Source organism: Paraburkholderia sp. RL17-337-BIB-A (assembly GCF_046025895.1).
GTDB lineage: Bacteria > Pseudomonadota > Gammaproteobacteria > Burkholderiales > Burkholderiaceae > Paraburkholderia > Paraburkholderia fungorum_C.
This window is the reverse complement of the sequence record NZ_JARESY010000001.1, coordinates 1,875,492-1,888,683: the sequence shown is the minus strand read 5'-3', so window position 1 is coordinate 1,888,683 and position 13,192 is coordinate 1,875,492. Positions and strand designations below refer to the sequence as shown.

The window sequence follows — 13,192 nt, the reverse complement described above, 5'->3', positions numbered from 1 at the left end:
ATCGATCGATGAGCCTGGAACTTTACTATTGGGACGGCCTGCAGGGCCGTGGCGAATTCGTGCGGCTGGCCCTGGAAGAAGCCGGCGCGGACTATGTGGAAGTGGCGCGTGGCGAGGCCTCGGACGGTTTAGGCACCCACGCGATGATGGCGGTGATGAAGAGCCGCGACGAGCCCTACCCGCCGTTCGCGCCGCCGTTTCTGAAGGACGGCGATCTGGTGATCGCGCAGACCGCCAACATCCTGTTCTACCTGGGCCCGAGGCTCAAGCTCGCGCCATCGGTGGAAAGCCTGCGCTACGTGGCCAATGGCCTGCAGTTGACGATCGCCGACGTGGTGGCCGAAGCGCACGACACGCATCACCCCCTCGCGAGCGGCCTCTATTACGAAGACCAGAAAGACGCCGCCAAAGTGCGCGCGCACGACTTCATCGACAACCGGATTCCGAAGTTCATGAAGTATTTCGAGCGCGTGCTGAAACAGAACCCGGCCGGCGACACCTGCATGGTGGGCGACGCGCTCAGTTACGTCGATTTGTCGATGTTCCAGTTGATCGATGGTCTCCTGTACGCGTTTCCGCGCGCGCTCAAGCGTTTCGGCGAACACTATCCGCGTCTCGCGGCGCTGCACGACGCGGTGATCGAGCGGCCGAACATCGCCGCGTATCTCCAGTCCGAGCGGCGCATCGAGCACAACGAAGCCTGCATCTTCCGGCACTACCCGGAACTCGACAAGGCGGCGACTTGAGCCACGCCGCCCTCCTTCGCGAACCCTCAGCAGCGCGCCCGCTTTCGAGCGCGGCGCGCTGCTGTTGCCGTACGTGCATTTCATCCACCTATCACGCCCTCTACCGCCGACGTGCTTTCATTCCTGCTGAAGCTGCGCACCCGCGCCCAACACCTGTTCCGTCTGTCCGACACTCATACGATGCTGGTCTGGTCGGTGGTGGTCGGCGTCGCGGGCGCCTTCGCGACGATTGCCTTTCGCGAAGGCATCGCGTTGCTGCAACTGGCGACGGTCGGCAAGGCTGGCAGTTTCGTCGAAATGGCGCGCAGCTTACCGTCGACGGTGCGCGTGTGGCTGCCCGCCGCGGGCGGCCTGATCGCCGGCTTCTTTCTGCTAATCGCGCAGCGTCACGTCGACAAGTGCAATCACATCGACTACATGGAAGCGGTCGCCATCGGCGATGGTGTGGTACCGGTCAAGCTGAGTTTGTGGCGCAGCGTGTCGTCGCTGTTCACGATTTCGAGCGGCGGCTCGATTGGCCGCGAAGGTCCGATGGTGCAACTGGCGGCGCTGGCCGCGTCGCTGATCGGCCGCCTGGTGCATTTCGACCCGCCGCGTCTGCGCCTGCTCGTCGCATGCGGCGCCGCGGCCGGCATCACCTCCGCCTACAGCGCGCCGATCGCCGGCGCGTTTTTTGTCACTGAGATCGTGCTCGGCTCGATCGTGATGGAGAGCTTCGGCCCCGTGGTGGTCTCGGCGGTGGTCGCCAACATCACGATGCGCGAATTCACCAGCTACAAGCCGCCGTATGAAATGCCCGTGTTCCCGCCGGTGGCAGGCGCCGAAGTCCTGCTGTTCGTCGCGCTCGGGCTGATATGCGGTGCGGCCGCGCCGCAATTTCTGCGGCTGATGGACCTCTCGAAGGCAAACTTTCGCAAGCTGCCGCTGCCGCTGCCCATCCGGCTGGCGTTGGGCGGTCTGGTGGTCGGCATTCTGTCAGTGTGGACGCCCGAGGTGTGGGGCAACGGCTACAGCGTGGTCAATTCCATTCTGCATTCGCCGTGGACATGGACCGCGCTCGTCCTCGTGCTGGTATTCAAGGTCGTCGCGACGACGGCGACCGTGGGTTCAGGCGCGATCGGCGGCGTGTTTACGCCGACGCTGTTCGTCGGCGCGGTGGTGGGTTGCCTGTTTGGCCAGGGCATGCATGCGTTGTGGCCGCACGGCACCTCGGCGCCGTTCGCCTACGCGATGGTCGGCATGGGTGCGTTTCTGGCCGGCGCCACCCAGGCGCCGCTGATGGCGATCCTGTTGATCTTCGAAATGACGCTCAGCTATCAGGTGGTGCTGCCGCTGATGCTGTCGTGCGTGGTGGCGTATTTCGTGTCGCGCGCGATCGGCAAAACCTCGATGTACGAGGTGACGCTGCGCCGCAATCAGGAGGAGCAGGAGCGCACCCGGCTGCGCGCGACGCAGATGCGCGAACTGATCCGGCCCGCCGAAACCGTCGTGCCGCCGAATGCAACCGTGCAGGACATGACGCGCGTGTTCCTCGAATATCCGGTGAAGTATCTGTACGTTGCCAACGCGTCCGGCGCGTTTCTCGGCGTGGTCGCGCTCAAGGACATCACCTCCGATCTGCTCGACAAGCGCGAGACCGCGACGAAAACCGCCGCGGATTATCTGCAGCCGCATTTCGATGTGCTGACGCCGGATATGCCGCTCGGCGTTGCGTTGCAACACTTCATGGCGTTTCAGGGCGAGCGGTTGCCGGTGGTCGAAAGCACCGCGGATCCGAAGCTGGCCGGGGTGGTCTATAAGACGTCGCTGCTCGATGCGTATTTCCGCATGAATCCGACGCGCTAGGCTGCGCTTCGGGCATTCGTGCGCCGAGTCGTTTGATTGCTGCAGCATGGGTCAAGCCCGCGCGGCATTGCGCGGCGTCTCACCCACGCCGCCTGCGGTCCGGGCCGTGCAAAGCGCGGCAGATTCTCTACAATGAAAAAACCGCTGCAGCGATTGCGAGCAGCGCGCGTTACGCCAAGACGGGCGCACGAGACGCCCGCCCTTCGACCGGAGCGAAGATGAGCGAACCGTCCCTCGATGCCGTGCGCCACGATCACGCGGGCTGGATTTTTCTGCATATCGAAGGCGAGCCGTACGATCGCGGCGAACAGCACGGTCAGTTGCTCGCCACTGAAATCCGCAACGCGATCCACACCGCCCGTTACCTCGCGAAATGGGACACCGGCGAAGACTTCGACACCTTCGTCGATGCCGCCACATCCCAGTTCGCCAACAAGCTCGACACCGAATTCGCCGACGAAATCCAGGGCATCGCCGACGGCGCGAAGCTGCCGTTCGCCGAAGTGCTGGCCTGGAACGGCTACATGGATCTGCTGCAAAGCTGGTGGCCGAGCCACGCGGCGGCCCAGCAACCGCATCTCGGTCTCAAACCGTGGCGCGGGCGCCGCGGTCATCATTGCAGCGCGTTCATCGCCACCGGCAAGGCCACCCGCGACGGCCGCATCGTGATGGCGCACAACTCGTGGGACCGCTACGCCGCGGGCGACGCGTTCAACGTGGTGTTCGACATCGTGCCGGATCGCGGCAAGCGCATCCTGATGCAAGGCTTGCCCGGCTGCATCTCCAGCCTCACCGATTTCTGGGTCACGGAAGCGGGCCTGATGGTCACTGAGACCACCATCTCCAACTTCGTCGGCTACAACGCGGCCGGTGCGCCGGAGTTCTATCGCTCGCGGCGCGCGTCGCAGTACGCCAACGACATCGGCGAATGGTGCGAGATGTTCGCGGTCGCCAATAACGGCGGCTATGCGAATAGCTGGCTGCTCGGCGACACCAAGACCGGCGAGATCGCGCGCTACGAACTGGGGCTGCACTTTTCCGGCTTCGAGAGCACGAAAGACGGTTTCTATAGCGGTTACAACACCGCGACCGATCTGAAGATCCGCAACCAGGAATGCATTGGCGAAGGCGAAGACTATACGGACGTGCGCAAAAATGGCGCGCGACGCTTGCGCTTCATGCAGCTCGAAGAGATGCATCACGGCAAGATCGACATCGAGCTTGCCAAAGAGATGATCGCCGATCATCACGACGTCTACCTCGACCGCAATGACAACCCGTGCTCGCGCACCATCTGCGGGCACCTGGAACTGGACGACGCGCGCTTCGGCGGCACCGACCATGGGCCGTTCAATCCGTGGGGCGCCAACGACGGCAAGGTGGTCGACAGCGAGATGGCGCGCGCCATGGCCTTCGATGCCCGCTGGGGGCATCCGTGCGGGCGGCCGTTCGATGCCCAGGCGTTCATGAAGCGCCATCCGCAGTGGAACTGGCTCAACGGCTATATGCGCGACCGGCCGTCGTGGCCGTGGACGCGGTTCGAAGTGCTGCGTTAGAGGCTCTTTCCCTGGGTGGCTGGCGGGGCTTGGCTGAAAGGCTCCCGGGGCAGTCAGGCAGTAAGGGCCAGTCTCGGGCAGTCAGGCCGGGCCAGGCAGTCGCTCTCGGCAGTCGCTCTCACACCGGCTCGAGCCGATCCCGACCGCGCCGCAGCATAACCGCAGTACGACCGTTCGCGACCGCCTCGGCTTTTTCCTGCCATCATGTGAAATCTACAATTAGGTTTTGTCTCTTTTGCGCGCGCGGCGCCGCAGTTTGCCATCTAAGATGGTAGAAGCATGTCGGCCGCACGCAAGCCGCGTGCAGGTTGCGCCCTCCTTTCGACGCGGGGACGGCACAGCGTTTGCTCAACCGTCAGCGCCGCATGAGCTTAGGAGGTCGGGCGATGAAAACCTCGACACTGTTGACCATGGTGACGCTGTCAGCTTCGTGTTTCGCCGCGCCGGTTCATACCGCGCCGGACAGCACGACCGCCGGTAGCCTTGCCGAACGCGCCAACGCCGCACCGGTCGCCCCCGCGGCGCCGGACGTCGCTGCCACGGACGACAATCGTCCGCAACAATGGCAACACATCGCGCTGCCCAAGTCGCGCCATCTGGAGCGAAGCTTCACAGGCCAGAACGAGCACTTGCAGACCTGAACCAACACCCATAGGAGCGCTTGCATGACCGCATCGGCTATTCCAGGCATTCCCGGCGAATCGATTGATCTGCAGATCGCCGACGTTCTGCGCGAAGTCCGTTTCCCGACTTACAAGGACGCGCTAGTCGACGCCGCGCGCGAAGCCGGCGCGAGCAACGAAGTATTGTCGATGCTCGACGGTTTGCCAGAGCAGGATTACGCCGACGTGAGTTCGGTCACGCGCCTCGTCGGTGGCAATTACGGGCCGGGCCTTGGGGCATGAGCGGAAAGCAGGTCTTGACGCTGAACGCAGTTTCGTCCGATCAGCCGTCTGCCGACTGGATCCACCGCTCGCCGCATGCGTCGGGCACGAGCGGCATCGAACGAATCGAAGCGTTCTTTCATCACGCCGGTTATGCCATGCACCGGCACGATACCTATGCGATCGGCCGCACCCTGGCAGGCGTGCAGAGCTTCCGCTACCGCGGCAGCACGCGTAACAGCTTGCCGGGCGGCACGATGGTGCTGCATCCCGACGAACCGCATGACGGCCAGGCCGGCACCCGCGACGGCTTTCACTACCGGATGATCTATGTCGACCCGGCACTGTTCCAGCAGGTGCTCGGCGGCAAGCCGCTGCCGTTCGTCGAAGGCGGCCTGTCGAACGATCCGCGACTGTTTGCTGCGACCGAGAGCCTGCTGCGCACAATGGATTGCGCAATCGATTCGCTCGAACAGGACGATGCGCTTTACGATCTGGCAATCGCGCTCGACGCTGTGGCGGGCGCGACGACGACGCGGCGTCCGGTGGATTACCTTTCGGCTGAACGGGCGCGCGAGCATATGCTTGCGTCGCTCGATCGTGTAGTGACACTGGACGAACTGGCCGCAGCCGCCGGCCGCGACCGCTGGAGTCTGTCGCGGGATTTTCGTGCGCTGTTCGGCACGAGCCCGCATCGCTATCTGACCATGCGTCGGCTCGATCTCGTGCGACGGCTTGTGGTTCAAGGCGTGTCGCTCGCGGATGCATCGGCGGCAGCCGGCTTTACCGATCAAAGTCATATGACGCGGCACTTCAAGCGCGCCTGGGGCGTTGCGCCGGCGCATTGGCTGAAGATGCTGGGGCCTTCGGCGCGCGGCAGCGCTAGGCAGCCACTCTGACGGATACCGCTGCCTGATAGCCCGCCGCGCGAGCCGCGAGAGCCACGCGCACAAACGTACAAGACCCGATAGCGCCTGCCGCCCTAAGCTCCTGCCGGAGACCTACCGCTCAGGAGGAGCACCTCAATGTCCAACCATCAAACGATTCAACGGCCTCAACGCGCCATCAACTTCGCCGAAAAGCTGTCGCTCTTCAGCGACCAATGGCAAGCGCGCGTCATCGCGGAAATGAACGACTACCAGTTCAAGCTGGTCCGTATCGAAGGCGACTTTATCTGGCATGAGCATACCGACACGGACGAGACGTTTATCGTGCTCGACGGTCAATTGCGCATCGACATGCGCGAGGGGTCTGTGCTGCTCTCGGCAGGAGAAATGTTCGTGGTGCCCAAAGGCACGCAGCACAAGCCGTACGCCGAACGCGAGGTGAAGCTGCTGCTGATCGAACCGCGCGGCGTGAAGAACACCGGCGAAGAAAGCAACGAACGCACCGCTGAAAACGACCTGTGGATCTAGGCGGACACACGCGTTCGCCGCGTTCGCCCCGCTCCTGTCAAAGCGACGACACCACGATTCCCGAGCGCGAAGCCTGGCGCTTCGGCCGCGCTGCCTCGCCCGGCGAGGCGGACACCGGCAGGTCACCGGCATAAACCGGCGAGGCGGCAACCGCACGTCTCGGCATCGTGGCGCGTGGATCGCGCGCGCAAGCATCGGTCTGACTGAAATGCTCGACCAGATGATCGATAAAGGTGCGCACTTTCGCCGGCAAATGAAGGCGGCTTGGATAAGCAATCGTGATTTCGATTTGCGGCAGGCGGTAATCGCTGAGCAACGGCACGAGACGCCCGGACGCCAGATCGCGGCCAATCAGATAGCTCGGCAGAATTGCCACGCCCATGCCCAGCAGGGCGAACTGCCTCAGCATTTCAGTATTGTTCGCCGCAATCGCGTTGGTCGGCCGGACGCGGACTTCGCCCTTGGGTCCGGTGAACACCCGTTCGTCGCCACCTTGCTCGGCGGGCCGGCTCAGACATGGATGCATCAACAGATCTTCCGGCCGGGTCGGCGTGCCGTGCTGCGCGAGATAGGCAGGGGTCGCGCAGACCGTCATATAACCGGTGGTCAGACGCCGCGTGACGATGCTCGCGCTGCGCATCTGCCGCGCGACCATAATGCCGACGTCGAAACCTTCCTCCACCAGATCGACATGGCGATCCGCCAGCGTGACGTCAGGCCTCACATCCGGATAGCACGCGGCGTAAGACTGCACCACCGGCGCGAGGCTATGCAGCCCGAACACCACCGGGGCGACGATACGCAAGGTCCCGACCGGTTCGTGATTGCGTGCCACCACCATCTGCTCGACGCCTTCGAGGTCGTCGAGAATGTGACGCACGCGCTCCAGATAAGTCGTGCCGGATTCGGTCAGCGAGAGACGGCGCGTCGTGCGATTGAGCAGGCGGGTGCCGAGGCGCGCTTCCAGATCGGCAACATGCCGCGTGACGACAGCGGTGGAGAGTTCCAGTGTGCTGGCCGCGCGGACAAAACTGCCGAGATCGGCCACTTTGACGAACACGCGCATCGATTGCAATTGATTCATGGACGACTCCTGCCTCGGTAAAGCCGGGCCGGCGCAACGACGCCTGTGTCGACCCGAGCAGCAAGGTGTGCGCGGGTCTGCCCAACGATCCGATTGTATCGATCCGACCATGTCCCAGCCCTGACCCGAACATGACAATCCAGTCACGTTCCCGAGTCGCTCACGACACGATTGCGAGGTCGACTACGGGAAAATAGCTAGGTATAAACCCTTAGGTGATGGTAATATAGCGCCCGAAAGGAACTTAATCGCTATGCCACACCGTTATCAGCTCTTCGAGAAAATCGCGTTTTCACTGGTTTGCTGGTCCGCCGCAGCCTGTTCGGCCTTCATCGCTTACGAGCGGTGCCCGGACATCAAGGTCGTCTTGCACGCTGGTGAAGAAGCCCTGCGCTACAGCGGGAAGTATTCATACGTCTGCGCCTCGCCCGTTGCGGACGCCTGCGCGCAGTTGCCAACAGACTGATTCGCCGGGATTTGCCTTAAGCGTCGCGCCCGAACACCACGCGCGCGAAAAATCCCGCCAGCACTGATTCGGCCATCTCCGCCGGCACGTTCTGCGGGTCGACCGTGTAGAAGAACTGCACGCCGTCGCACAAGCCCATCAAGCCCATCGCCAATGTCTCCGCCGGCAGCAACAGCGGCGTGCCGACACGCGTCGAAAATTCGCGGATGTACGCGCTCAACTGTTCAAGCTTCTCGTGCATGAACGCGTTAAAGCGCAGCCGGAAGCGGCCGTCGCGCACGGCGAGCAGCTTCGCCTCCACCCACAGCAGGAAGCACTTGTTTTCGCGATGGAGGCTGCTGTAGTAGCGCAGCACGCGCGCTTCCATCTCTTCGCGCGAGGCCGCGTTTTCGAAGATGGCCTGCAACCCCGCCTGCATGGTCTCGTGATCGCGCCGCAATAGTTCGAGGAACAACTCGCTCTTGCTGCGGAAGTTCGAATAGAACGCACCGCGCGTATAGCCCGCCGCCCCGGCGATGTCTTCGACACTCGCCGCGACAAAGCCTTTCTTCATAAAAATCGTTTGCGCAGCGTCGAGCAGACGCTGACGCGTCTGGTCCTTGCTCTGCTCGCGTGTAAGTCGTTGCCGTTTCATGGGCGCAAGTCTAGCACCGAAAAGAATCCCAATTCACTACAACATTCAAATACAGGTGTGTATTAGAATTCAATCGTCCATTCGAAGTCAGGCGCGTATGCCAATTGCATGTCTCGGCCTGTGCGTCTTCGCTGGCGGGCCGCTGCGGCTTGCCGTGTTCGTTCGCTGTCGCCAGTTGGGGTAATTGTGAAGCGTCCCGGTCCTCCCGCATCGTCTGCGATGCGCCAGCAGCTCCATCGATCTGCCCGTCCCGCGCGCTTGCGCCGCGCAGCATTCGCCCTCGCTCTCGCCGGTCTCGTCACGCTAGCCGCCTGCTCGAAGAAAGAACCGGCCGCGCCCACGCCGCGTCCGGTGGTCGCCGTCGCCGTGCATGCGGACGGCAGCGCCACAGCTGCGGCATCGCTGCCCGGCGAAGTGCAGGCGCGCTATTCCACACCGTTATCATTTCGCGTCAGCGGCAAGATCATCGAGCGGCGCGTACGCCTGGGCGACGTGGTGAAGAACGGGCAGATACTCGCCCGGCTGGATCCGGCGGATGCGCAGAAGAATGCCGCCGGCGCGCAGGCCCAACTCGAAGCCGCCCAACACAGTTTCGTGTATGCGAAACAGCAACTCGACCGCGACCAGGCACAGGCAAGAGAAAACCTGATCGCGCCTGCGCAGCTCGAACAGACCACCAATGCCTACGCGTCCGCTGCCGCGCAACGCGACCAGGCTGTGCAGCAGGCGGCGTTGTCGAAAGACCAGTTGCAGTACACCACGCTCATTGCCGATCACGCCGGCGTGATCACCGCCGAACAAGCCGACACCGGCCAGAATGTGTCCGCGGGCCAGGCCGTCTACAACCTCGCATGGAGCGGCGATATCGACGTGATCTGCGACGTGCCGGAAAGTGCGCTGGCCAGGCTCTCGGTCGGGCAAACCGCGAAGATCACGCTGGCCGCGCTGCCAGGCCGCAGCTTCAACGCGCGAGTGCGCGAACTGTCGCCGGCCGCAGATCCGCAAAGCCGCACTTATCGCGCCAAGCTCACGCTCGACAATCCCGGACCGGACGTGCGTCTCGGCATGACTGCCGATATCGCGCTCGCCGGGCCTTCGCCCTCGAACTCAGTTGCCAACTCAGCTGCGAGCCAGAGCAGTGCCTTCACCGTGCCGGCCACCGCGCTGTTTCATGACGGCACGCAGCCGGCCGTGTGGGTCGTGCGTCCTACGGACAATGCGCCGGGCGTCGGTACGCCAGGCGTCGGTACGCTGGAACTGCGCCGCGTGACGGTCACGCGCTATAACGAGCGCACGATCGTGATCGGCCAGGGGCTCAAGGACGGTGAACGCGTCGTGCTGCAAGGCGTGCATACCGTGACCGCCGGCGAAAAAGTCCACGTGATCCCGCCGTTGCATCCCGAGGACTTCGCTTCATGAGCACCACGCATGAAGAAGGACGCTTCAACCTGTCCGCATGGGCGCTGCGCCACCAGGCGCTGGTCGTTTTCCTGATCGCGCTCGCCACTGTATTCGGCATCCTCGCCTATACCCGTCTTGCCCAATCTGAAGACCCGCCCTTCACGTTCCGCGTGATGGTGATCCGCACCTTCTGGCCCGGCGCGACCGCGCGCCAGGTACAGGAACAGGTCACCGACCGCATCGGCCGGAAACTGCAGGAAACGCCCGCCATCGATTTCGTGCGCAGTTACTCGCGCCCCGGCGAATCGCTGATGTTCTTTTCGATGAAAGACTCGGCGCCGGTCAAGGACGTACCCGAAACCTGGTATCAGGTGCGCAAGAAAGTCGGCGACATCGCGGCGACCTTGCCGCAAGGCATTCAAGGCCCGTTCTTCAACGACGAATTCGGCGACGTCTACACCAACATCTGGACGCTCGAAGGCGACGGTTTTTCCCCCGCGCAACTGCACGATTACGCGGACCAGTTGCGCACTGTGCTGCTGCGTGTGCCGGGCGTCGGCAAGGTCGACTATTTTGGCGATCCGGATCAGCACATCTACATCGAGATCGCCAACACGCAACTCACGCGCCTCGGCATCTCGCCGCAGCAACTCGGCCAGGCGATCAATTCGCAGAACAGCGTCGCGCCGGCGGGTACGCTCACCACCAGCGACGACCGCGTGTTCGTGCGCCCCACCGGTCAGTTCCAGGACGTCAATGCGCTCGCCGACACGCTGATCCGCATCAACAACCGCTCGTTCCGTCTCGGCGACATCGCGACCATCAAGCGCGGTTACGACGACCCGGTCGCCACGCAAATGCGCTCCGGCGGCAAGGCGGTGCTCGGCATCGGCGTCACGATGCAGCCCGGCGGCGACGTGATCCGCCTGGGCAAGGCGCTCGATCAGGAGACGGTCAAACTGCGTGCCTACCTGCCCGCCGGTTTGCACCTGGTCGAAGTGTCGAGCATGCCGCACGCAGTGGCGCTTTCAGTCGACGATTTTCTCGAGGCCGTCGGCGAGGCCATTGCAATCGTGCTGGTGGTCAGCCTGCTGTCGCTGGGCGTGCGCACCGGCATGGTGGTCGTGATCTCGATACCTGTCGTGCTCGCCGTCACGGCGCTCTGCATGTATCTGTTCGATATCGGCCTGCACAAGGTGTCGTTGGGCACGCTCGTGCTGGCTTTAGGGCTGCTGGTGGACGACGCGATCATCGCTGTCGAAATGATGTCGGTGAAACTCGAACAAGGCTGGAGCCGTACGCGCGCAGCCGCCTTTGCGTACACCAGCACTGCTTTTCCGATGCTGACCGGGACGCTCGTGACCGTGTCCGGCTTCCTGCCGATTGCGTTGGCGAAGTCGAGCACCGGCGAATACACGCGCTCGATCTTCGAAGTGTCGGCGATCGCGCTGATCGCGTCGTGGCTCGCGGCCGTGGTGCTGATTCCGTTGCTCGGCTATCACATGCTGCCGGAGCGCAAACGTCAGGCACACGAAGCGGACGATCACGAACACGACATCTACGACACGCGCTTCTATAAGCGGTTGCGTGGCTGGATCGGGTGGTGCATCGAGCGGCGTTTCGTCGTGCTGGCGATCACCGTCGTGCTGTTCATTCTGGCCATGGCAGGCTTCACGCTGGTGCCGCAGCAGTTCTTCCCGAGCTCGGACCGTCCCGAGTTATTAGTGGATGTGCGCTTGCCCGAAGGCGCTTCGTTCGACGCAACGTTGCGGCAAGCAGAGCGGCTGGAGAAAGCACTGGTGGGCCGTCCGGAAATCGATCATACGGTGAACTTCGTCGGCACCGGCGCGCCGCGGTTCTATCTGCCGCTCGACCAGCAATTGCCGCAGCCCAATTTCGCGCAGTTCGTCATCACGGCGAAATCGGTGAAGGATCGCGAGAAGCTCGCGCAGTGGCTCGAACCGGAATTGCGCAACAACTTTCCGGCGATCCGCACCCGGCTGTCTCGTCTGGAGAATGGCCCGCCGGTCGGCTATCCCGTGCAGTTCCGCGTCAGCGGCGACGATATCGCCACCGTACGTTCGATCGCCGAGCGCGTGGCCGCAACCATGCGCGCCAACCGCGGCACCAGCAACGTCCAGTTCGACTGGGATGAGCCCGCCGAGCGCTCGGTGCGCTTCGAAGTCGATCAGAAGAAAGCGCGCGAACTCGGCGTCAGCTCCGAAGACATCTCGAGCTTCCTCGCGATGACACTCTCCGGCTACACCGTCACCCAGTATCGCGAGCGCGACAAGCTGATCAGCGTCGATCTGCGCGCGCCCAAAGCGGAACGCGTCGACCCCGCGCACCTCGTCATGTTGGCCATGCCGACGCCGAACGGGCCGGTTCCGCTTGGCACGCTCGGTCATCTCCGCAACGACCTCGAATACGGTGTGATCTGGGAACGCGATCGGCAACCCACCATCACCGTGCAATCCGACGTCGCGCCTGGCGCGCAAGGGATCGACGTCACGCATGCCGTCGATAAAGCCTTGAGCCAGATTCGCGCCACGCTGCCGGTCGGCTACCGGATTGAAATCGGCGGCTCGGTCGAGGAAAGCGGCAAGGGTCAAACATCGATCAACGCGCAGATGCCGATCATGATCATTGCCGTACTGACGCTGCTTATGATCCAGCTGCAAAGTTTCGCGCGCGTGCTGATGGTGGTGCTGACCGCGCCGCTCGGACTGATCGGCGTGGTTATCACGCTGCTGCTGTTCGGCCAGCCGTTCGGCTTTGTCGCGATGCTCGGGGTGATCGCGATGTTCGGCATCATCATGCGCAACTCGGTAATTCTGGTCGATCAGATCGAGCAGGACATCGCTGCGGGGCATAAGCGCTTCGACGCGATCGTCGGCGCGACGGTGCGACGCTTCCGGCCGATCACGCTGACCGCGGCAGCGGCCGTGCTCGCGCTGATTCCGCTGTTGCGCTCGAACTTCTTCGGCCCGATGGCGACCGCGCTAATGGGCGGCATTACCAGCGCGACCATCCTCACGTTGTTCTATCTGCCGGCCCTGTACGCCATGTCGTTCAGAGTGCGCGCCGACGAGCGCGAACCGCAGACGCCGTCCGAGTCCGGCACGACCGCATCCGGCACGACGCATACGGGGAATTGAGAT

At 63.4% G+C, this 13,192-nt stretch carries 12 protein-coding genes; 10 read left to right on the top strand and 2 right to left on the bottom strand.

Translation table 11 applies throughout. The features are described 5' to 3' along the window. Positions 1-8: 8 nt before the first annotated feature. The 7 genes from P0D84_RS08495 (at position 9) to P0D84_RS08465 (ending at position 6,446) form a co-directional block, all read left to right on the top strand. Positions 9-746, top strand: coding sequence for a glutathione S-transferase (locus P0D84_RS08495; RefSeq protein WP_408334797.1), 738 nt, complete (start codon positions 9-11; stop codon positions 744-746). A gap of 111 nt (positions 747-857) precedes the next feature. Further along, entirely contained in the window at positions 858-2,591 is a 1,734-nt protein-coding gene (locus P0D84_RS08490; protein ID WP_408334794.1) for a ClcB-like voltage-gated chloride channel protein, read from the top strand. 218 nt (positions 2,592-2,809) lie between these two features. Beyond that, positions 2,810-4,147 (top strand): C45 family autoproteolytic acyltransferase/hydrolase, encoded by a 1,338-nt coding sequence (locus P0D84_RS08485; RefSeq protein WP_408334791.1) that lies wholly within the window; start codon positions 2,810-2,812, stop codon positions 4,145-4,147. Positions 4,148-4,533: 386 nt separating this feature from the next. Next, a complete protein-coding gene (locus P0D84_RS08480; RefSeq protein ID WP_408334788.1) occupies positions 4,534-4,788 on the top strand; it encodes a hypothetical protein in 255 nt (84 codons plus the stop codon). A 24-nt stretch (positions 4,789-4,812) separates the two neighbouring features. Then, positions 4,813-5,052 carry a DUF2795 domain-containing protein gene (locus P0D84_RS08475; RefSeq protein ID WP_408334785.1) on the top strand — a complete coding sequence of 80 codons (240 nt, stop codon included), beginning with the start codon at positions 4,813-4,815 and terminating at the stop codon, positions 5,050-5,052. A 14-nt stretch (positions 5,053-5,066) separates the two neighbouring features. Next, positions 5,067-5,930, top strand: coding sequence for an AraC family transcriptional regulator (locus P0D84_RS08470; protein WP_408334782.1), 864 nt, complete (start codon positions 5,067-5,069; stop codon positions 5,928-5,930). Positions 5,931-6,056: 126 nt separating this feature from the next. After that, a complete protein-coding gene (locus P0D84_RS08465; RefSeq protein ID WP_408334779.1) occupies positions 6,057-6,446 on the top strand; it encodes a cupin domain-containing protein in 390 nt (129 codons plus the stop codon). A gap of 37 nt (positions 6,447-6,483) precedes the next feature. On the opposite strand, the gene gvmR is transcribed toward P0D84_RS08465, so the two are convergent. Then, positions 6,484-7,530 carry a transcriptional regulator GvmR gene (gene gvmR, locus P0D84_RS08460; protein ID WP_408334776.1) on the bottom strand — a complete coding sequence of 349 codons (1,047 nt, stop codon included), beginning with the start codon at positions 7,528-7,530 and terminating at the stop codon, positions 6,484-6,486. Between the two features lie 253 nt (positions 7,531-7,783). Here gvmR and P0D84_RS08455 point away from each other — a divergent pair, with 253 nt between their 5' ends. After that, positions 7,784-7,996, top strand: a complete 213-nt coding sequence (locus P0D84_RS08455; protein WP_408334773.1) for a hypothetical protein — start codon at positions 7,784-7,786, stop codon at positions 7,994-7,996. A 16-nt stretch (positions 7,997-8,012) separates the two neighbouring features. Here P0D84_RS08455 and P0D84_RS08450 read toward each other — a convergent pair whose 3' ends face one another. Next, positions 8,013-8,630 carry a TetR/AcrR family transcriptional regulator gene (locus P0D84_RS08450; RefSeq protein ID WP_408334770.1) on the bottom strand — a complete coding sequence of 206 codons (618 nt, stop codon included), beginning with the start codon at positions 8,628-8,630 and terminating at the stop codon, positions 8,013-8,015. Between the two features lie 219 nt (positions 8,631-8,849). On the opposite strand from P0D84_RS08450, the gene P0D84_RS08445 reads away from it, so the two are divergent. Next, on the top strand, positions 8,850-10,049 hold the full coding sequence (locus tag P0D84_RS08445; protein WP_408334767.1) for an efflux RND transporter periplasmic adaptor subunit: 1,200 nt from the start codon (positions 8,850-8,852) through the stop codon (positions 10,047-10,049). Further along, the gene (locus P0D84_RS08440) at positions 10,046-13,189 is read left to right on the top strand and encodes an efflux RND transporter permease subunit (RefSeq protein WP_408334764.1); all 3,144 of its coding nucleotides are present in this window, start codon (positions 10,046-10,048) and stop codon (positions 13,187-13,189) included. Before P0D84_RS08445 ends, P0D84_RS08440 begins: the two co-directional genes overlap by 4 nt. The last annotated feature ends 3 nt before the right edge of the window (positions 13,190-13,192 follow it).